Genomic DNA, 21757 nt, shown 5'->3' on the forward strand with positions numbered 1-21757 from the left:
TTGCCTTCGGAGTGCTTCCACCAGCCCATGTGCTGCAGGCGCCCAACGACAATGCCTGGACCAATGCCAATCAAGTGGGCAAAACGCGTAGCGTCCGCGGCGGAGTTCAGATGCCCGAGCTCCGGCTCTTGTTCAGGTGGGATGAGAACTCGGGAGGCAAACGCATCGGCTTCCTGCTCGACTGCGCCGATGCTGACGCCGTCGTTGATGAACGTCTCCTTCTTTGAGTGCAGCAGGAGATGCCCGATCTCGTGGAAAAGCGTGAACCAAGCAATGTCGTGCCGCTTGTGCCGAGTGCTGATCTGAACCAAGGCCTTGTTCGGCCCGAGCCACCGCGTGGCACCGTTCAGCCGGCTTCCTCGAATCTCGGGCTCGACTACGAACGCCACCCCGACGTGTCGGCAGCGTTCTCGCACCGCGGGCACCCAGACGGCTGGATCGGCCTCGTTCGTCAATGAGCGCAGTTCGGGAAGCAACGCCCGCAGACCCGACTTGCTGAACCCCTCACATTCGAGCTTGGACCCCTCGATCTCTCCGATCCGCAACCACGCGGCTACCGCGCCAGGATCCTTGCTGAAAGCCCTTGAGGCCCGGTAAGCGGCGACCGGCTGCTCCCAGATGTCGCGCCAAACTGCGACGCTCGCGACCCCGAAGAACGAGCAGACCTCTCGCACACGCTCTGCGCCGGTGGTCCCCTTGGTGATCCATCCCCGCTTCACGAGTTCCGCAACGGGCAGCTCGTCCAGCCAGTCGACATCCTGCGCCAATCGCTCTAGCTCGGCACAGCGGGTGAGATGCGCGCGGTAGTTCAGTTCCAAGTTGTTCCAGAATGCTGCGGGCACTCGGGTGACTTGCTCGAGGCCCAACGCCGTCTCCGTCGTAACCGGTGCAGCGCCCTTCGCTATCTGGTTGACGTGCTTGGCTGACAGGCCCATCCGAGCGGCGAGATCGGTTTGGGTCATGCCATGTTCGTCAAGCCACTCAATCAACGTCTCACCTGGCGCGTAGACGATGTCAGGCTCGTACGTGTAACGGTTTTCGGTTCGGGTCCCCATGTCTCGGTGCTCCTAGATGTCTTGGTCAGTGGTAGTCGTCGATCTGGACGACGGTCACGCTGTCCACAGCAGACCAGTCGAGGCCACCGTCCGCGCTGCGTGGTGGCGGCTCTTCGGTGGGCCGAAAGATCAAGCGGTGCGGCCCCGTGAGACCGCACGCCAGACAGCCCTGAAGATCGCCGGTCAATTCGTGCCAACGCCCCGGAAGATCGCGTAGATCGCCCAGGTGACGGGCGGCGTTCATCTGCTGCAGCCGCAACGCGATCTTCTTTGCCATCGGCTCGCCGTACGCCTTGCGCGTTTCGGTCTCCGAATTGAACCGTCGCTCCAGCTTGCGCTTCGCGAACAGCACTTCCACGGAACGCTCCTAGGGGGTGTGGCGGACGTGTCCGCGGCGAGCACGAGGGCGATGCAGCAGGTCTAGAGCTGAGAGGTGCAGAGTTACGCACTAGATTGATACACCTATTAGGTATATTTCTATGTGATACAACTTGTGTACCTCCATCGACAAGAAAGATAGCACCATGAACGCACTGACAACGCTTGAGACCATCCGCAGGTGCGTTGCCGCCGAGCCGTCGTCGCTGAGCGAGGCACGTGATCGGCTTGATGCCGTGCGCTCAGCGGCTAGTACCCAGCCGGATGCGCTGCGCACTTACCGGTCAGGGTCGCTCGCGTCCAGATTCACGAACCGACCGGTCGCTGATGCCGACGGCGGTCTCGTCATCGATCGCCGCAAACATCCGAGCCTCGGGCCAGATGGCGGCGGGGAACTGCCTCGCCGACTGGTCGACGACGTCCGCCAACGCATCCGCCCGCAGTTGGTCCAGCGGTTCCCTGACTTGCGCATCGAGACTATGAAGCGCGGTCTTCTCCTGCGATTCAACCAGCCGCTTCAGTCCGGCGAGGACCCCACCGTGGACCTCGTGGTCGCGCTCAATCGGGTCGAGGCACCCGGACTGTGGATTCCCAACGTCGACCGGAATCGCTGGGATCCCAGCCATCCTGAGCGCCACGTCGAGCTCTTCACTGCTGGCTGGCCCTCATTGCGGCAGACGCGCCAGCACGTGGTGAGAGTGGCCAAAGCACAGGCAAAGCAGTTCAGCGACCCGGCGGTGTGCTCGTTCAATATCGCAGCGCTCGCATGGGAATGCATCGAGTTGGCCGAGCCGCTCGACCGTGCACTGCTGCGCTTCTACGAACACGCCGCCTCATCGCTGGCACGACACCTGACGAAGGATCCCGCAGGCATAAGCGCACCCATCAGGGTCACGGACCGAAACCTTGCAGTGAAGCGCTTTCGAAAGGTTGCAGACGCCATCGCTCTGGCCATCGATGCTGGCGACGACAGTGAGAAGGTCCACGATGTACTGGCTGCAACTGGCATCTTCTGGAAGCTCATCCAACCATCGCTCCCCCCAGAGGTAGCCGCCGTTCATCAGGTGATTTCTGATGGCGGCTCGTTGTCCATCACCAAGGCGGGCACACTCGTGGCCGGCACCGGTGTCAGCAAAACGCCTATCAAGCCGACTCGTTCCTACGGCGGCCGTCGTGTACCCATGGCGTAGCCAAGGACCGTGGTACGGCCGATTCGCAGACCGTCTGCGATTCGAAGGCGACGCGCGGCGACACGTCGTCGGGCTGCATGTGCCGCGTCGGGCCCGACACGGCGGAGTGCGATACCGCTGGTCCGTCGCCGCGCCGGGGTGTGAGCGTCGACAGGTGCGCATCGATTTTCCGATCACCTCGCCGCGACATCCTCGCGTCTTCGTCGACGGTCCCGCAGATTCGCCGCACCGCTATGACGATGGCTCGCTGTGTATGTGGTACCCGAGAGACCCGCTGGAGCGCCGCTGGGTATTCGACGACGGGTTGATGGCACTCTTGGGCCAAGTCGCAGCGCATCTCGTCAAGGAACACCTCTGGCGCATCACCGGCCACTGGCCCGGCGACGAAGTGCCGCACGCTGACGGCGTCAAGGCAGCGTGATGATGCCTCCGACGTTGTGCGCGGCCGAAGTGGGCATCGGTCGCTGGGAAGCAATTCTCATCGCAGCCGCCGTCTCCGCATGCGTCGCGCTGTTGGGAATATGGCAGGGTGCCCGAACAGCCCGACAAGACAGACAGCGCCGCCTCTTTGGCGAAGCGCTGGCCGCCGTCATGGAGTACCGCGAATACCCGTACATCGTGCGGCGCCGGGCGAACGACAAGGAACGCAGTGACATATCCCGGGCTCTCTCCGGCGTTCAAGGATCGCTGAACCGGTACATCGCCATCCTCACCATCGAGTCTCGGTCCGTCGGCGACGCCTACGCACTGCTCGTCGAGCAAACCCGATCAGTGGCTGGGCCACTAATCGCTTCAGGATGGGATCTGCGGCCCCGTGCCGAATGGGCCGACATGCGCGTCAATGACGTCGATCTCTCCGAGCTCCAACCTGTCACAGACGCCTTCATCAGAGCGGCCAGACAGCACTTGAGGCTGTTCCCGTCGTTCAAGAGCATCCGATGATCTGAACCCCCACGGAACCGCTGTGTCGGAGCCTCATGCGAATCGACGGCTAGTTGCCGGACTGCGTCACAGAAAGGCGGTAGATCCAGGCGCTGCCGCGTGGGTCTGTGGCGTGAAACAGCAAGTGCTCACCGGTCTCGCTCCATCGCAGGGTTGGCGGGCCATCCGACGCGGTCTGCGCGGGACCGTCCACGGCGATCGTGTACTGCTCGGTGGTTCCCGGATCCTGTAGCGAGCGGACGGCAACGGTTGCTCGGCTCGCCGTCCACTCGCTGATGGCCGCGATCGCGGAGCCATCGCGAGACCACGAGCCGCGGCCGCCGGCAACGCTGTCCAACAGCACTGAGTCGGACAGGTCGTCGAGCCGCACCATTCTCAGCTCGTCGCCGATCCGGTAGGCGATGGCGGCGCCATCGGGCGACCACGACGGCGCCGACAAGCTCTCTGTGCTCGCCGAAACCACTTGCTCGGCGCCGTCCGACAGATCCACCACCACGATGCGGTGTTCGAAGCGGATGCTTCCGTCGTTCTCGGTCACCTGCAGTCGCCGGGCGAAGACAACGCTGCCTTCGTCGGGCGACCACGCGGGATCTTGATCCAATACGTTCCCGCGGGTGATCTGAGCAAGTCCCAGCCCGTTGGGCAGGATCATGTAGATGTGGCTGGCCCGCTCACCGTCCACGATTGCTCCCTGCGAGAACGCAATCCACTGGCTGTCGAGCGACCACACCGGGGCATTCAGGCCGTGCTGAGCCGTCAGGAACGGCAGGTCGCTGGTGCCGTCGCCGTCCGCAACCCACAGGGTGCTGCCGACCCGGAACACCATGCGCCGGCAATCGGGCGACCACGACAGATGACCGACGCCTTCGGGTTTGGTGCTGGCGAAGCGCAGGGGCAGCTGGACCCGCTGAGCAGGAAGCGCTCCCCTGCAGACGTCAGCGGGCGGGCCGGGCTCGTCGAGCCGAACCCTGCTGGGGACGTATGGCTCCACGCCCGACACGGGGTGCTCCGGTTCGCCGAAGGCTTCAGACAGCTCGGTGCCGGACTCGTCATCGGCCTCGGCTGGCTCCTCACCTGATGCAGACGGCTCCGAATCCTCCGGTGCTTCTGCATTGACAATCGTCGCGACGGGCTCGGCGTCCTCTTCGGGCGGAAGTTCATCGGCGCTCGTTGCGGGTCCAGAGTCCGCAGATTCGGCGCCGTCAGCGTCGCGGCTCGATCCAAGCTGTGAACTCACTGCGACCGCAGCGACAAGCAGCGCTCCTCCGACGGCCGCGGCCAGCCACCAACGCCTTCGAGGCCCACCAGCGTCGCCGCGATGCGAGGACGGCACCTCCACCCGCGCGACCGTACTTGGCGCCACCCGCACACAACCCGTCAGAGGACGGACGAATCCGCGCATCTAAGGTGGCCCGGTGCCCAAGCCGCTGATCGGACTGTCGGGACGGCGCCGTGCGGGCGCGCGCATCCGGGGCTTCCCGCCGGTGTTCGTCGACGTCGAGGTGGATCTGTACATCGCCCATTACGCCCAGGCGGTTCACGCCGCGGGGGCCGTCGCGCTGCATGTGCCGCTCGACGCCGACCCGGCCGATGTCGTGCCGCGCCTCGACGGCGTGCTGCTCACCGGCGGCGAAGACGTGGCCGCCTGCCTGTACGCCGATCGCCTGCACGAGCAGGTGTACGACGGCATCGACCCGTTCGCCGAGCGCACCGCCGGATTCGACAACGACATGAGCGGCGCCGTGGAAGCGGTTCCGATGCTCGCTCGCAGCAACGGCGAGCAGAGCAAGCCACCCGCTGTCCGCAACGACGATGTGCCGCTGCGTGACGCATTCGAGATCGCACTGCTCGACGCCGCCGTCGGCGCCGGCCTGCCCGTGCTCGGCATCTGCCGGGGGCCCCAGCTCATCAACATCGCAGCCGGCGGAACCCTGCACCAGCACCTGCCCGAGCACGCGGCCACCGACGGGCCACCGGACGCCACACCCCACACCGTCGCCACGGTCGAAGGCAGCCAGCTGCGCCAGATGTACGGCCCCGAAGTGGCGGTGAACTCACTGCATCATCAAGCGGTGGATCAGCTCGGGGAGGGCTACGTCGCTACCGCTCACTCCCCCGACGGGATCATCGAGGGCATCGAGCACACCGATCTGCCGATTCTTGCCGTGCAATGGCACCCCGAGCTGATGACCGGTTCACTGACCGATCCCTGCTTCCGCTGGCTCGTCGACATCGCCAGCGGCCGATTGCCCTGTGCGGCACCGGCGCTGAACCGCCAGCCCCGGCATGGCCGCGGGGCCTGATCGGGCAGCTCAGCCGGAAGCCGCACCCTCGACAATCTCGCGTACCCGCGGGATGACGTTTCGGGCAAGCCGTTCGAGCGAATCGTTCATGATCGACGGTGCCAGGCCGGGCGGGCCGCCCCATGTGCACACGTCAGTCACGCCGTACTGGTTGATGAACGCAATCAGCTCGGCCGTGCAGTGGTCCTCATCGCCGACGATCCAGCCCTGGGGAATCGCACCCTTTGACGGGTCGAACGCTGTGAACTCGTCGGGCGTCTCGTCGAAGAGCCGGGCGTACACGCCCGCCCGGTAGCGCTCGGCGGCCCGGATCTGCTGCCAGGCGCCCTCGCGGTCGTCGGTCACGAACACCGAGCGGATGATGCCCACCCGGTAGTCGTCGGGATCACGCCCTGTCGCCCGCAGCTCATCACGCCAGGGTTCCAGCACGATGTCGGGTGCGCCCTGAGGCAGCAGGTGGGTGTCGAATCGGGCGGCTCGCACGGCGGCATTGCGGCTCATTCCTGCGATCCACAGCGGCGGCCCGCCGGGCTGCACCGGCGCCGGGGTCACCAGCAGGTCGTCGAAGCGCCAGCGCTTGCCCTCGAAGCTGAACGGCTCGCCCTGCCACGCCAGCTGCAAGATCTGCACCAGCTCCTCGGTCAACGACACCCGGCGCGACTGCGGGATGCCGAAGCCACGGAACTCATGCGCCGCGTAGCCCATGCCGATGCCGAGCTCGATGCGCCCGCCCGAGATGTTGTCGAGCACCGCAAGGTCCTCGGCCAGACGGATCGGGTGGACGAACGGCGCCAGCAGGATGTCGGTGGAGATGCGAATGCGCGACGTGCGCGCTGCCACCGCCCCGGCCACCGGCACGAAGTTCGGCAGGTGGCCGTCGTCGAGGAAGTGGTGCTCGGTGAACCAGGCCAGCTCGAAACCCAGCTCGTCGGCCATCTCGAGCTGATCGAGCGCCTGCGCATACATCTCGGGCAGCGACACCTCGCTGCCGGGTGGGCTCCGCAGATCGTGGACGACCCCGAAACGCAGTGGTTGAGCCATGGCTGGAGACTACGACGGCGCCGCAGAGCCGGGCTGAGGACCCACGCGCCACAGAGCCCGAAAATTTCCTAAGACGCGTTCGACTATTGTGAGAGGCAGATCACTTGGGGGGAACCAGACATGGCAGCTGCAGCGTCTAACGGAGCCTCGAACGGCAGCGCCAACGGCATGCCCGACTACGAGGTCATCATCATCGGCGCAGGCGTGGCCGGCATCTACCAGATGTACCGGCTGGCCGAGCGGGGCGTGCACGCGACCGTGCTCGAGATGGGCAGCGATCTCGGCGGCACCTGGTTCTGGAACCGCTACCCCGGCTGCCGCTTCGACTCGGAGAGCTACACCTACGGCTACTCCTTCTCCGACGAGCTGCTCGACGAGTGGCACTGGAAGGAGCGCTTCTCGGGCCAGCCCGAGAACCTGCGCTACCTCAACTACGTCGCCGACAAGTTCGACCTGCGCAAGTACATGCAGTTCAACTGCGCTGTCGAGACGGCGCACTTCGACGACGACGCCGGCGTCTGGCGGCTGCACTTGGGTGACGGCCGTGACCTGAGCTGCCGCTTCCTGCTGACCGCGCTGGGCTTGCTGTCCGCGCCGACCTACCCACGCATCGAGGGCGTCGAGGCCGACGGCACCGACGTGTTCGAAGGCCCGTCGTTCCATACCTACCACTGGCCCGCCGAACCGGTCGAGATCAAGGGCAAGCGGGTGGCGGTCATCGGCACCGGCGCCACCGGCGTGCAGGCCATCGCCGCCATCGGCGAGCAGGCCGATCACCTGACGGTCTTCCAGCGGCGGCCCAACTGGTGCGCGCCGCTGCACAACAGCGAGATCTCCGACGAGGAGATGGCCGGCATCCGCGCTCGCTACGACCAGATCTTCGACAAGTGTGCGCGCACCCCCGGCGGCTTCGAGCACGAGCCCGACCGCCGCGGCTTCTGGAACGTGCCGCCCGAAGAGCGCCGCGCGATGTGGGAGAAGCTGTACGGGGAACCGGGCTTCGGCATCTGGATGGCCAACTTCCGCGAGATCTTCTTCGATGAGGAGGCCAACGCCGAGCTGTCGGCATTCATCGCCGACAAGATCCGTGAGCGGGTCGACGACCCGATCGTCGCCGACAAGCTGATCCCCAAGGACCACGGCTTCGGCGTGCAACGCGTGCCGCTGGAGACGAGGTACTACGAGACGTACAACCGCCCGAACGTGGACTTGGTGGACATCGCGGACACGCCGATCACCAGGATCACCCCGACAGGCATCGAGACCACCGAGCGGCACCGCGAATTCGACCTCATCGTCTACGCCACGGGCTTCGATGCCATCACCGGCTCGTTCGACCGGATCGACTTCCAAGGCAGCGGCGGACTGAAGCTGAGGGAGAAGTGGAAGGACGGACCGGTCACCTACATCGGCCTGATGGTCAACGGGTTCCCGAACCTGCTGACCATCGCCGGCCCGCAGAGCGGCTCAGCGTCCACCAACTACCCGCGGGGCATCGAGATCGGCGTCGACTGGGTCACCGGCATCCTGGATCACATCTGGGAGCACGGCTACACACGCTTCGAGGCCGATGAAGACGCCGAGGCCGAGTGGACCAATCACGTCATCGACATGTACAGCATGATGCTGATGCGCAAGGCCCAAGGCTGGTTCACGGGCTACAACTCGAATGTGGACGGCCACGAGAAGGGCACCATCCGTTACCTCGTGTACAACGGCGGCGCCCCGAAGTACAAGCGCCGCATCGACGAGATTGCCGATCACGACTACGAGGGCGTCTCGTTCGCAACCGAGCGCACAGCCATCGGCGTCGGCTGAGCCAATCCGGCCCGGACGCCGTTTGACCGGTCAGCGCTGATTACCCTCCGGCCGTCGCCAACCGGAGGATCCCCCTGCCCATGAGCATGCTCGGCACCCGCGTGGAGCGGAAGGAAGACCCAGAACTCCTCACCGTCGGCGGCACGTACGTCGATGACATCGAATGCGAAGGCGCACTGCACGCAGTGTTCGTCCGATCGACGATGGCCCACGCCGACATCACGGCCATCCAGCTCCACGAGGCACAGCAGATGCCTGGCGTGGTGGGCGCCTTCACGGCAGCCGATCTCGAGCTCAGCGCCGATCCGCCTCGCATGCCCATGCTCAATCAGCAGATGCTGCGCTCCCCGCTGGCGACAGATCGGGTGCGGTATGTGGGCGAGCCGTATGCCGTGGTGGTCGCCGAGTCGCAGTCCCAGGCGACCGATGCCGCCGAGCTGGTGTATGCCGACTACGAACCGCGCGACGCGCTGGTGGACACCGCCGAGGCCGCGCTCAATGACCGTCTGCTGTTCCCCGAAGCCGAGACCAACACGGTATTCGCCATCCCGCCCAGCCCGCAGAACGGGCAGGATCCCTTCGCCGACTGCGAGGTCGTCGTCGAGCTGGCATTTCACAACCCTCGGATGACTGCGGCGCCCATCGAGCCGCGCACTGCGCTTGCCTCCTGGGACGCCAGCGCGCAACGGCTCACCTATTGGGCGTGCACCCAGTTCCCGCATCAGACCCGCGACACCATCTCCGCGTTCTGCGGGTTGGAGCCCAGCCAGGTGCACGTCATCACGCCCGATGTCGGCGGCGGCTTCGGGGCCAAGAACGCCCAGTACATCGAGGACTTCGTGGTGGCCCGCCTCACCTGCCGGCTCGAACGCCCGGTGCGCTGGGCGGAGACACGCTCGGAGGCCATGGTCGGCTTCACGCACGCTCGTGCAATCTCGTATTCAGCACGTCTCGGCGGCACCCGCGGCGGCAACGTGACCGCATACGAGGTGGACGCGCTGCAAGACGCCGGCGCCTACCCGATGATCGGGTCGCTGCTGCCCATGTTTGTCCGCACCATGGCGAGCGGCGTGTACGACATCCCGAACGTGGCGGTGTCCACCAACTCGGTCACCACGAACACCGCGCCGGTGGGCGCGTACCGGGGAGCCGGGCGCCCCGAGGCGGCGCTGGCGATCGAGCGAATGATGGACCTGTTCGCGGCCGAGATCGGGATGGACCCCGGCGAACTGCGACGCCGCAACTTCATCCCGCCCGAGGCCTTCCCGTTCAAGACCCCCACAGGCGCCGACATGGATTCCGGCGAGTACGCCAAGGCCCTCGACGCCGTGATGGAGGCTGCCGACTATCCCGGCCTGCGGGCTGAACAGGAACGGCGCCGCTCGGCGGGCTCAGCGAAGCTGCTCGGACTGGGTTGGAGCGCGTACGTGGAGATCTCGAACCCGATGGGCGCCCCGGAGTTCGGCAGCCTGGAGGTCCGCGACGACGGATCGGCGCTGGTGCTGACCGGCTCGTCCAATCACGGCCAGGGTCATCACACGGCGTACGCCCAGATCGCTGCCGACCTCACCGGTATTGCGTTCGAGCAGATCGAGGTACGCCACGGGGACACCGACGAGGTCAAGCGTGGCGGCGGCACCGGCGGCTCCCGCTCGCTCCAGACAGGCGGGGCGGCAGTCTTCGAAGCAGCGCAGGCAGTGGTGGAGCAAGCCAGGCAGGCCGCCGCGGCAATGCTCGAGGCCGATCCCGCCGACATCGTGCTGGACGTCGACGCGGGCACATTCGCCGTGGTGGGCACTCCCGCCAGGTCACTCGGCTGGGCTCAGATCGCCGCCCATGTGAGCAGCTCCGAAGGCGGCGAGCTGCACGCCGAGAGCGACTTCCAGCCGCCGGCCGCCACGTTCCCCTTCGGTGTGCAGCTCTCGGTGGTGGAGGTCGACAGCGACACCGGCCAGGTCACACCGCTGCGCCATGTCACATGCGACGACGCCGGCGTGATCGTGAACCCGATGATCGTGGAAGGCCAAGTGCACGGCGGGGTCGCATCGGGGATCGCACATGCGCTCGGCGAGGTGTTCGTCTACGACGGCGACGGCAACCCGCTGACCGGCAATTTCATGGACTACGCCATCGCGTCAGCCGCAGAGCTGCCGAGCTTCGAGCGGATACCGCTCGAGACCCCGACCGATCGCAACCCGCTCGGCGCGAAGGGCATCGGCGAGTCGGGCACCATCGGTGCCACACCGGCAGTCCACAACGCCGTCATCGACGCGCTGGCGCACCTCGGTGTGCGCCACGTCGAGCTCCCCTGTACTCCAGAACGGGTCTGGCGATGTCTCCGGGACAGCTGAGATGCTGAGCCGGGCCTGAGCGGGCCGCGAGCACAGCGAGCTAGAGCGGGAAGCGCAGGGCGACTCCTTGGCTCGAGCGCGGCCGCGCGCTCATCTGTGTTCGCGCGTGTTGAGCCCGCTGGCCAGCACGGTGACAACCGCCAGCACACCGATACCCGCCGAGGCGAGGTAGGCGAAGGTCGACCTGCGACGAACCAGATGACGGCGAGTGTCCAAGCCGATCGGGCAGCGGGCAAGAGCGCGACAAGCCCTGAGCAGACGGCGATTGCGACGGTGGAGGCTTGGCGCCCTCCCCAGCGATCCAGCACGATGCCCCACAGCGGCGCCGCTGCCATGCCAGCCGCTCCGCCCGCGAACAGCAACAGACCGGTCCTGAAACCCGTCAGTTCGATGACATCGCGACTGCTCAGGCTCACCAGGACCCGCGAACCGATGGGTCCGAGAGCGCTCAGCAGCGCCGTGGCCGCCAAGAGCATCACCGGGCGGCGTATCAGAGTACGCAAACGGGGAGGTGCGCCAAGGGTTTGAGTCGGGCTGGCAGCACCGGTACCTGCGTCGGCGGGGTTCGGCATCAGCGCCGCAATGGCGGCACCCACGACGGCCGTCGCCAGAAACGCCAGCCGCCAGTTCACATCGGCGCTCAGGCCGCCCAGTATCGGGGCGGTCAGCTGGCCGAGCGCCTGACCGGCGGCATAGCGGCCCACGATCCGGCCGACGCCGGATGCGGCCACCGCCTCGGTCAGCGCTGCCAGCAGCAGCGGTGTGATGAACGCGTTCATCGAGCCTTGTGCGACACGAGCCACCAGGAACCACAGGTATGACGGCGCGATGGCGCACCCGGCCGTGGCGACGGCGTAAAGGGCGATTGCCGGACGGAGTATCCGGGATCGACCCCAGCGATCGGCGATCGTGCCCGACACCAGCAACAGCCCCGCGAAGGGCAGCAGGTAACACCACAGCGACCACCCGATCTGCGCGGTCGTGACCGAATAGGTCTCGCGGAGCTCGGGGATCATCGGCAGCATCACGAAGGTGCCGAGCGGTCCCATCGAACCGCCGAGATAGAGCAGCGCCCGGCGCCACTCGCCGTTCACTGCCATCCCCCCATAAGCCCCTGCACGCTACTTCGCAGCCGCTGGACGGGTCCGGGCGATCGCACTGCTGCCCAGGGCGCAGCCGCTCGCGCCTACGATCGCCGCGCGACGAACGGGGGCAGTCATGGCCGAAGAAGCTCCTCTGCCGTCCCGCCGCCCGACGCCTGCGGTTCCCGAAGCCGGGCTGTCTCATGTGCGGGTGCTGGAGCTTGCCGGAGGCGTGGGAATCGCTTGGGCGGCGAAGCTCTTCGCCGACCTGGGTGCCGACGTCATACGCGTCGAGGACGGCAACGACGCGGTCCGGTCGCGGCCCCACGATGTCCACCGGTGGCTGAACTCCAACAAGCGATCCGTCTGGTCACTGAGCAACGAGCTGATAGGCGGTGCCGACATGGTGATCCACGATCGCCGCGATCTGCCCGATCTGAGGCAGCAGAACAGCCAGCTTGTCGTGCTTGCCTTCACCCACTTCGGGCTCACCGGGCCATATGCGCACTACGACGCGGCTGAGATCAACGTCATCCACGCCTCCAGTTGGGGAAACCTCTCACCGGGCGGTGCCACCGATCCCGACCTCCCGCCCCTGAAAGCGCCGGGCCATCACGCCAACATCAACGTGGCCAGCGTCGCCGCGATCGTGGCCCTCGCGGCCACCGAGCGAGCCGCCGTCAGCGGTCAAGGCGAGCACATCGACTTCGCCGCCGTCGCAGCAGCGGCCAAGATGACTGAAGTCGCTCCTGCCACGGTCTCATTCCTGGGCGTGGAGGCCTCCCGGCTCGGCACCCGGACGGTGGTGCCGTGGCGGATCTTCCAATGCACCGACGGGCTGCTGCAGCTCATCTGTCCCGAGCAATCCCAGTGGGAGGCCTTCGTGGAGCTCATGGGCTCCCCCGAGTGGGCATCACTCGAGGTGTTCGCCACTGGGCCGGACCGGACCCAGAACGCCGACGTCCTCAACATGTATCTCGCAGAGTGGTTCGCCGACCAGCAGGCCGACGAGATCTACCACGCCTCCCAGGCCGCCCGAATTGCCGTGACGCCGGTGAACACGATGGCCCAGCTCGAAACCAACGAGCACTTCGCCGAGCGCGGGTTCTTCGCCACCACTCCCGACGGGTTGAAGCTGCCGGGACCGGGGTTCCAGATCGATCAGCCGTGGTGGCATCTGGCTGCCGAAGCACCCGACGCCGGAGCCCACGACGGCGAGGGCTGGCGGCACCGCACAGGCGGCGCAGATCACGGCGAGGCCGCCGCGGCAACCCGGGGGCGGCGCCCGCTGGAGGGAGTGCGGGTCTGTGACTTCACGTGGATCTGGGCCGGTCCGTTCTGCACCCAGATCCTGGCCCACCTCGGAGCCGACGTCATCAAGCTCGAGTCTCCCGATCATCTGTGCATGTTCCGGCGGCTGCCGCTGAACCCACCCGACAGCCCGCCGCCGGCGCATGACACCTCGGGTCTGTTCCAGCTCTACAACAGCGACAAGCGCAGTGTCGGCATCGACTTGTCGCACCCCGATGCCGCGGAGGTTGTCGCACGGCTCGTCGCCATCAGCGACGTCGCGGTCGACAACTTCGGCGTCGGCGTCATGGATCGGCTCGGGTTCGGTGCCGAGCAACTGCGCGCCATCAATCCCGACATCGTCATCGCCTCGCTGTCCGGGTACGGAAGCACCGGCCCCTGTGCCGAATATGCGGCGTACGGGCCTGCGGGCGGTGCGTTCGCCGGCCTGTACGCCTCCAACGGCTATGAGGACGGTTCCGCGCTCGAGACCGGCGTGGCCGTCGGCGATCCATGCACGGGCATCACCGCTGCATGGGCGGTGGTGGCATCCCTGTCCGCCCGCCGTCACAGCGGCATCGCCGCCACGATCGACGTCGCGATGACAGAAGCCGTCGCGGCGACGGTCGGCGAAGGCTGGATGCAGTACGTGACCGACGGCCGATCGCCTGCTCGGATCGGCAACCACGACCCGATCTGGTCGCCGCACAACTGCTACCCGGCTCAAGGCGACGATGAGTGGGTCGCCATTGCCTGCACCGACGAGCGCATGTGGCAGTCGCTGTGCACGGTCGTCGACCCCGGTCTCGCGACCCGCCCGGAGTTCGCCGGCGCTGCGGATCGCAAGCGGCACGAGACTGAGCTTGATGCCGCAATCTCGGCGTGGACGCAGACGCGGGATCGCTGGCAGATCACCGACGAGCTGCAGGCGGTCGGCGTCACCGCCTTTCCCTCGCTCGCAGCGCACGAGCTGTGGACTGGCGACCCCCACTTCGAGGCCAGAGGGATGCTCGAGCGGCCTCACCACCCGCTCACCGGCGACCGTGTGGTGCCCGGCGTGCCGTGGCGCTTAAGGGACGGCCCCAATGGGCTGCGACGCCCGGCACCCCTGCTCGGCCAGCACACCGTCGAAGTCATGACCGATGTCTTGGGATACGCGCCTGATGCCGTGGGCGACCTGATCACTCGGGGCGTCGTTCAGGAACCTGCCACGGCTCACACCGATTGAGGGCGCTCGCAGGCGGCGCATTCGCGCGGTGCCTCAGGCGCTAGCGGCGGCTTGGACGGTGGTGGTGACCTCGGGCGTCAGGTCGTGGCCGTGGAAGTTCTGGAGCCGCTCGATGGTCTCGTGAAGACTCCATCCACACCATCGGGTGTCCACGCGCCTCGACTCGCACAAAAGCATGAGCGGGGCTGACTGCAACGCAGTGAATGTGCAAGGATTCTGCGGCTTGAGTCCGACAAATGGTCTGGGCCGGGCCACGAACGACTGGTATCGGAGCCATGAGAGGTCTGTTCAGGCGAAGGAACCGGCGCGACGCGCCATCAGACCAAGAGCGGACCCCCAACCGCCCGAGTCCCGCTCCTTCGCCCAATCAGCCACGTATCCCCGACCGCCCGAGACCGGCACCCGCGCCTGCGCAACCGTTAAGCCGAGGTTTGTCGCAAACGCCGCGTTCGGTGCCGCCACCGCGAGTTGAGCGAGCAGCTTCGACAGAACAGCAGTCACACGCGCCAGCGAAGACAACTCTTGTCCGACCCCGGCGCGGTGTCGCTACGTGGGTGCCCGCGGACGCCACCTTTGAGGTGGATGGACGCAAGGTCCACGGCGGCATGGTGTACATCGGTAGCCGCGCGCGAGCCGCCGGCTACGAAATCACTGAGCCGTGTCTCATTGATCGCTCCCTGCGAGTCGGCTGGAGGCGGCCGGATCGGTCTGGTTCAACCATGGGCTACTGGCCGTCCTATGACACCAGCGCACCCGAGGCACGCAGTGCCTACTTGAGCTGGCTCATGGACGGGCGCCGCGATCCGTCGGCGTACATCGGGTACGTGTTCCTGTTCTTCTACGGACTCGAACGCCGGCTTCTCGTAGACCTTGCCGAGGACTCGAACGACCCCGAGATCGACGAGCTAGAAGCAGAGGTCCAGCGGCTGCTTGACATCTATGCCAACAACCGTTCCTTCCGGGGGTACGCGACGAGCTTTCTCGACCTCATCGTCGCCATGAAGTCGTTGGAGGGTGACGTGGAGCCGGTGCCTTGGGATCCTGACTCTCGAAGCTGGGAGATACCAAGCGCGCTTCGCCTCGGCCTTGGTCGACTCGCTGCGGCAGGCACCCCACTTCCGGTGGATTGGGCACTGAGCTACTTGCGCTACCACCCTGAGAACGGCCTCCGGACCGCGGCCCATCGATGTGAGTCTCATTTCGACGAGCTATTCCGCATCCGCTATCGGGAGCGACACCCCAACGGCATCAAGATGCGCCCGCCTGCCCGCAAAATCAGCTTCTCCTACTACCCGGCATCTGCCGGTTTCGGAGGCACGGTTTCAGCTCAATCGGATGTGCCCGATATTGCATCTGTAGTGGGTCCGCTCAACAAGCTGAAGGATCTTGGCGCGGAATGCATGGATGAATTGGATGCACTGAGCCGCTTTCTCGGGCGACGACCGGAAGACTCCGCGAGTGCTTTAGCGGTGTCGTTGCTACCCGAGGCGTTGCTCGCGACCCACGGTGGTCCCTTGGTTCAGAGAATGAGCGACTGGGTCGCATCAGCTCTCGCTGAGGATTCATTCGCCTCAGTGTCGCTGGACGAGCTCATACAGCTTTGGTCGCCTGGCCGCGAGGAGAAGCTCACGAAACGGGACGCAGCCTCGTTGGCGTCTCTGCTGGCGAAGCTAGGCGTCGGACTGGAGCCCGACGTTCGATTCGGGGCCTCAACGCCCAAGCCTGGCTCCACGGTTGTGTTGTTCCCTCTGCCTGATGGATCGTCTGCTGCGCCTTCCACCGCGTACACGGCCGCGGTGTCACTAGTGCATCTGGCTGCCTTGGTCGCGGCCGCCGACGGCACCCTTAGTCCCGCCGAGCAACATCACCTCGCTGAGCACATCGAGCAAGTGCTCGGACTCGACGCATCTGAACATGCTCGATTGGAAGCCCACTTCGTGTTGCTCGCCGCAAGCAAGCCCAGCATGGCTGGGCTGAAGAGGAAGGTCGAAGCTCTCTCCAGCAACGAGCGAACCGCCGTTGGCAGGTTCCTCATCGACATCGCTGCAGCGGACGGCGTGGTCAGTCCCGAAGAGATCTCGACCATCACCAAGATCTTCCGCTTGCTCGAGTTGGACGAGACGGACGTCTACAGCCAAGTGCATGCACTCGCCACCGGCGATCCAGGCCCAGTGACCGTACGCGAGTCGTCACGGACGACGCGCTGGGCCATCCCAGAGCCTGCAGCGGACCGTCAATCCAGCGCGATTCGACTCGACCACGCCAAAGTGCAAGCTCGCCTAGCGGAGACTGCACACGTTGCTGCCCTGCTGACCGACATATTTGCCGACGACGAGATCCCGCCAGCGCACCCGCATGGCGCGTCGATCGGTTCGCCGGAGCCGCTAGATGAACCGCCTTCTGATCTGTCGCCGGTGCCGGGTATCGACGGGCTTGACGATGCCCATTCAGAGCTAGCCACAGCGCTGACGCAGCAAACCGAATGGCTCCGTTTTGAGGTCGAAGAACTGGCTGCCTCTTTGGGCCTGCCGCTCCTCGATGGTGCTCTCGACGTCATCAATGAGGCCGCTATTGACCTTTGCGGCGAACCGCTGATCGACGGTGACGACCCGCTCGAAATCAACCCGTACGCCCTCGAGGAGGTGCTGTGACATCAGCGAACCCCACAGCTGATCGAATTCGCCCGCGCGAACGCGATGCGGTTATCCAATCCCTACGAGCCGGAGTAGTGCCGCGCATCGGCCAACAGCACATTCAGGTTGGACGCGCCAACGAGGTCTCGGCACTTGTGACTGACATTGATCGAGTCGCCGACGGCGGCTCTGCCATCCGGTTCGTCATCGGGGAATATGGCGCAGGCAAATCGTTCTTCTTGAACTTGGTGCGCTCAATCGCTCTTGAGCGCAAGCTCGTCACCATCCATGCCGATCTGTCGCCCGACCGCCGCCTGCATGCGACAGGCGGCCAAGCCCGAAGTCTGTACTCGGAACTCATGCGCAACCTCTCGACACGTGCGAAATCTGACGGAGGTGCGATGCCATCAGTGGTTGAACGCTTCATCAGCGAGAGCCTCAGGCTCGCCCGTGCACGCGATGTGAGCCCGGAAGCTGTAATCCGTGAACGGCTCGCCCACTTGCAGGAAATGACCGGCGGATACGACTTTGCGGAGATCATCGCCGCCTATTGGAGGGCCCATGAGAACGGCAGCGAGCAGTTGAGCGCCGATGTGGTCCGATGGTTGCGAGGCGAGTTCTCCACCCGTACCGACGCTCGCGCAGCGCTGGGCGTGCGCACGATCGTCGATGACGGGAACTTTTACGACCAACTGAAGCTGTTCGCACGCTTCGTCCGAATGGCGGGCTTCTCCGGCGTGCTCGTGTGCCTAGACGAGATGGTGAACCTCTACAAGCTGTCCAACACAAAGGCTCGCAACTCCAACTATGAGCAGGTGTTGCGCATTCTGAACGACTGCTTGCAAGGTTCAGCCGACGGCCTCGGATTCGTGATGGGCGGCACCCCAGACATGCTGTTGGACACGCGCCGCGGCATGTACTCATACGCTGCGTTGCAATCCCGGCTCGCGGAGAACACGTTCGCGGCTGGTGGCCTCGTTGACTTCTCTGGGCCTGTGCTTCGCCTTGCGAACCTCTCACCGGAAGACATGTACGTGTTGCTCGGCAAGCTGCGACACGTGTTTGCCAGCGGTGAGCCGTCTCGTTACCTAGTGCCCGACGATGCCCTCGAAGCGTTCATGAATCACTGTGCTTCAAGAGTAGGCGACGCGTACTTTCGGACCCCCAGAAACACGATCAAGGAGTTCGTTAACTTGCTCGCCGTGCTCGAGCAAAATCCCGACGTTGAGTGGTCCGACCTGGTCAAGCGAGTCGAGGTTCCGGCCGAGTTCAATCCCGACCTTGAGCCGATCGACGAAGACAGCCCCGAGTTGGTATCCGGCCCGCCCTCGGGCTCACCTGAGGAGACTCGCCCGCCGATCCGCCCGGTGCGACCGATCGTGACCAGCAGCGATGACGAACTCACCAACCTCAAGCTCTAATCAACGGGCGTCTTCTGCGTTTGAACGCCTTCACCCCAGGCTGCAGCGTTGGATCTACGACCGAAGCTGGACGTCACTGCGTGAAGCTCAAGAACGAGCGATTGAGCCGATCCTCGCGGGTGAGCGCGACATCGTCATCGCCGCGGCGACGGCTGCAGGCAAGACCGAGGCCGCTTTCTTGCCGATCCTCTCGGCTCTTGTCAGAGCGACAGAGGAAAGCGAGCAGGAGCGGCACGATCCATGGACCTGGCATGATCCTTGGAAGCCACAACCAATCCAGTCAGCGACAGGCGTCCAGGTTCTCTATGTCTCGCCACTAAAGGCGCTGATCAACGATCAGTACGACCGTCTAGACCAACTTTGTGAGTGCGCCGAAATCCCGGTTCATCGTTGGCACGGCGATGTCGCTGGGTCATCGAAACAGCGTCTGCTGAGGGAGCCATCCGGAGTCCTGCTGATCACGCCCGAGTCGTTGGAAGCGCTCTTTGTGAATCGAGGGACGGCCATTCCCGCCCTGTTCACTGGCTTGCGCTATGTGGTGATCGACGAGCTGCATTCGTTCATCGCCACGCCGCGTGGCGCCCAACTGCAGTCTCTCCTACACCGTGTCGCACTCGCAATCCGGAGGCGTCCACCCCGGATCGGCCTCTCGGCGACTCTCGGTGACATGACTCAGGCAGTCAAGTTCCTGAGGCCCGCCGAGCCAGAGTGTGTCGAAGTCATCGACTGTGACGATGACGGAGCCGCAATCCAGTTGCAGCTTCGTGGCTACGTCTCCACGCCGCCAGCGATTCCTCAATCCGAAGCTGTGGTTCTAGAAGAAGCAGGTCAGGAAGTCCCCGTCGAAGAAACCTTGTCTGGAGACCGGATAGCGATTGCGGCTCACCTGTTTCAGGCACTCCGAAGTCAAGACAATCTGGTGTTCGCCAATGCGCGCAGCGATGTTGAGATCTATGCAGACTTACTTCGCCGCCGCAGCGAGCGTGAGCGGCTTCCGAACGAATTCTGGCCACATCACGGCAATCTCTCAAAAGAACTACGCGAGGACGTTGAGGAGCTGCTGAGGGACTCCACTCGTTGCACGACCGCCATTTGCACCTCAACGCTTGAGATGGGCATCGACATCGGTTCGGTTGCCAGCATCGCTCAGGTGGGCGCGCCGCCGTCGGTGGCGGCTCTCCGTCAACGGCTCGGTCGCTCGGGACGCCGCGACGACGAAGCTTCGATCCTGCGTCTCTACGTCAGCGAAGCCCCGATAGATGATCGATCAAGTGTGATCGATGAATTGCGTTGCTCCCTCGTACAGACCGCAGCGATGGTCAGGCTCATGCTCGACGGGTGGCTCGAATCGCCGGCTGATCCAGGGTTGAATTATTCGACGCTCATCCAGCAGGTCTTGTCCGTCCTGGCACAACACGGCGGCGCAAGGGCGGTCGAGATCCACCGGGCCCTGTGTGACGCAGGTCCGTTCGAACAAGTGGACCAAGCGCGATTTGCTGGCTTGCTCCGATCCATGGCAAGACACGATCTTTTGTCTCAGGCTTCCGACGGGTTGCTATTGCACGGCGTCGCCGGGGAGCGCTTCGTCAACCACTACAGCTTCTACACAGCATTTCAAACGGCATCAGAGTGGCGCTTGGTCACGGGCGGCAAGACCCTTGGCACGATCCCAATCGACCATCCACTCTATGAGGGACTCTTGCTCATTTTTGCGGGGCGGCGCTGGAGAGTGCTCAGCATCGACCCAGATGCTCGTGTCGTCGAACTCGAGCGGTCCAGCGGGGGCATCCCGCCGAGCTTCCCCGGAGGCGGCATTTCGGTATCGGACAAGGTACGAGCGGAAATGCTCTCGATTTACAAGTCCAGCGATGTACCAGAATGGCTCAGCTCAACAGCCCGGGAGCTGCTGGCCCAGGGCCGGGCTGCGTTTCACCGGCTCGGCTTGCGCGATTCTTCCTTGCTGGTCGACGGATCTGATCTGCTGCTGCTTCCGTGGATGGGTGATCGCTCCCTGTTCACCGCAGCGATGGCACTTCAGAAGCACGGATTGGAGACAAGCATCGATGGGCCCGTCATTCGGGTAGCTCGGACTCGCGCGAACGAACTCGCCGATTCGCTCGACGAACTTCTCGAAGCGAGCACCCCGAAGCCCGAAGAGCTAGCTGCAGAGATCCAGAACAGCGCCATCGAAAAGTGGGACTGGGTGCTCGATGCGGCGATGGCGGCCGAAGCCGCAGGCGCACGACAGCTAGACGTATCAGCCGGCTGGGAGCTGCTGACTCGTGTCGCTAGCAGCCTTGCTGAATCAACGAGTCGGCCTGCATACGACAAGGCGTCAACGTCGTTACGGCACGTTGAAGACTCCCTCGATCAGGAGTACTGCGTGGTTGACCTTGAGACGACTGGATTCAGCCCGCGCCTGGGGGACCGAATCGTCGAGATCGCAGCAGTGCGCGTGCGTGGCGACGGAACCGTCTTGTCCGAGTGGTCGACGCTCATCAACCCACTACGCGACATCGGTGCAACCGATGTCCACGGCATTACAGACCGTGACATCATCGACGCACCCGTGTTTCAAGAAGTGGTCGGCGACGCGCTACTTCAGCTCCGTGGCGCCGTTCTCGTAGCGCACAACCTTGCGTTCGATATGAGGTTTCTCACTGCTGAGTTTGACCGCGCCGACTTTGACATCCGAGCCTGGCCCTCACTGTGCACGCTGCAGCTCAGTGAACTCGTTGAGCCCTACGCCTCGCCCCGGAAGCTCGCCGACTGTTGTAGTCGTCACGGCATTGAAGTTGCTGCTGCACACGACGCCCTCGCTGATGCCCGAGCGACTGCCGCGTTGTTGGCTACGTATCTGCGTACGACGTCCGCCACCGGTCGCAGCTCGCTGGCGAGCATCGGCTGTAACCCCACTGTGTGGCCGCAGCGCCATCCGTCGATAGCACCCTCAGGCAAGTCGAGACTGCGCTAGAAATACAACGTGCCAGCGGACGGCTAGGTCAACTGCTACATGGGCGTCCCC

Annotated in this window: 14 protein-coding genes and 1 pseudogene; 10 read left to right on the plus strand and 5 right to left on the minus strand. The window is 65.0% G+C overall.

What is annotated here, in order from left to right; translation table 11 throughout:
• The coding region (locus VI480_RS09290; protein ID WP_323672553.1) for an ImmA/IrrE family metallo-endopeptidase at positions 1-1055 on the minus strand (1055 nt) is incomplete at its 3' end.
• 25 nt (positions 1056-1080) lie between these two features.
• The gene (locus tag VI480_RS09295; RefSeq protein WP_323672554.1) at positions 1081-1413 is read right to left on the minus strand and encodes a type II toxin-antitoxin system RelE/ParE family toxin; all 333 of its coding nucleotides are present in this window, start codon (positions 1411-1413) and stop codon (positions 1081-1083) included.
• A 166-nt stretch (positions 1414-1579) separates the two neighbouring features.
• Between VI480_RS09295 and VI480_RS09300 the strand changes: the two genes are divergently transcribed.
• From VI480_RS09300 to VI480_RS09310, 3 genes are all read left to right on the plus strand, one after another.
• Positions 1580-2623 (plus strand): hypothetical protein, encoded by a 1044-nt coding sequence (locus VI480_RS09300; protein ID WP_323672555.1) that lies wholly within the window; start codon positions 1580-1582, stop codon positions 2621-2623.
• Positions 2624-2777: 154 nt separating this feature from the next.
• On the plus strand, positions 2778-3044 hold the full coding sequence (locus VI480_RS09305) for a hypothetical protein (protein WP_323672556.1): 267 nt from the start codon (positions 2778-2780) through the stop codon (positions 3042-3044).
• Between the two features lie 2 nt (positions 3045-3046).
• Positions 3047-3565, plus strand: coding sequence for a hypothetical protein (locus tag VI480_RS09310; protein WP_323672557.1), 519 nt, complete (start codon positions 3047-3049; stop codon positions 3563-3565).
• A gap of 49 nt (positions 3566-3614) precedes the next feature.
• Here the strand turns inward: VI480_RS09310 and VI480_RS09315 are convergent, their stop codons facing one another.
• Entirely contained in the window at positions 3615-4802 is a 1188-nt protein-coding gene (locus tag VI480_RS09315) for a hypothetical protein (RefSeq protein ID WP_323672558.1), read from the minus strand.
• A gap of 178 nt (positions 4803-4980) precedes the next feature.
• Between VI480_RS09315 and VI480_RS09320 the strand changes: the two genes are divergently transcribed.
• Positions 4981-5868: a gamma-glutamyl-gamma-aminobutyrate hydrolase family protein gene (locus VI480_RS09320; RefSeq protein WP_323672559.1), complete on the plus strand. Its 888-nt coding sequence runs from the start codon at positions 4981-4983 to the stop codon at positions 5866-5868.
• 9 nt (positions 5869-5877) lie between these two features.
• Here VI480_RS09320 and VI480_RS09325 read toward each other — a convergent pair whose 3' ends face one another.
• Positions 5878-6909, minus strand: coding sequence for an LLM class flavin-dependent oxidoreductase (locus VI480_RS09325; protein ID WP_323672560.1), 1032 nt, complete (start codon positions 6907-6909; stop codon positions 5878-5880).
• 120 nt (positions 6910-7029) lie between these two features.
• Here VI480_RS09325 and VI480_RS09330 point away from each other — a divergent pair, with 120 nt between their 5' ends.
• Together VI480_RS09330 and VI480_RS09335 are read left to right on the plus strand one after the other, a co-directional pair.
• Entirely contained in the window at positions 7030-8727 is a 1698-nt protein-coding gene (locus VI480_RS09330; protein WP_323672561.1) for an NAD(P)/FAD-dependent oxidoreductase, read from the plus strand.
• Between the two features lie 80 nt (positions 8728-8807).
• Positions 8808-11078 carry a xanthine dehydrogenase family protein molybdopterin-binding subunit gene (locus VI480_RS09335; protein ID WP_323672562.1) on the plus strand — a complete coding sequence of 757 codons (2271 nt, stop codon included), beginning with the start codon at positions 8808-8810 and terminating at the stop codon, positions 11076-11078.
• Positions 11079-11281: 203 nt separating this feature from the next.
• Here VI480_RS09335 and VI480_RS09340 read toward each other — a convergent pair.
• Positions 11282-12178: pseudogene (locus VI480_RS09340) on the minus strand (MFS transporter); the annotation flags it as partial.
• A 118-nt stretch (positions 12179-12296) separates the two neighbouring features.
• On the opposite strand from VI480_RS09340, the gene VI480_RS09345 reads away from it, so the two are divergent.
• The 4 genes from VI480_RS09345 (at position 12297) to VI480_RS09360 (ending at position 21706) form a co-directional block, all read left to right on the plus strand.
• A complete protein-coding gene (locus VI480_RS09345; protein WP_323672563.1) occupies positions 12297-14678 on the plus strand; it encodes a CoA transferase in 2382 nt (793 codons plus the stop codon).
• A 275-nt stretch (positions 14679-14953) separates the two neighbouring features.
• Positions 14954-17329: a TerB N-terminal domain-containing protein gene (locus tag VI480_RS09350; protein WP_323672564.1), complete on the plus strand. Its 2376-nt coding sequence runs from the start codon at positions 14954-14956 to the stop codon at positions 17327-17329.
• The gene (locus VI480_RS09355) at positions 17326-18732 is read left to right on the plus strand and encodes an ATP-binding protein (RefSeq protein WP_323672565.1); all 1407 of its coding nucleotides are present in this window, start codon (positions 17326-17328) and stop codon (positions 18730-18732) included. The genes VI480_RS09350 and VI480_RS09355 overlap by 4 nt, the downstream gene beginning before the upstream one ends.
• On the plus strand, positions 18704-21706 hold the full coding sequence (locus VI480_RS09360; protein WP_323672566.1) for a DEAD/DEAH box helicase: 3003 nt from the start codon (positions 18704-18706) through the stop codon (positions 21704-21706). The genes VI480_RS09355 and VI480_RS09360 overlap by 29 nt, the downstream gene beginning before the upstream one ends.
• Positions 21707-21757: the final 51 nt, after the last annotated feature.

The organism is Candidatus Poriferisodalis multihospitum, assembly GCF_028283155.1.
GTDB lineage: Bacteria > Actinomycetota > Acidimicrobiia > Acidimicrobiales > Poriferisodalaceae > Poriferisodalis > Poriferisodalis multihospitum.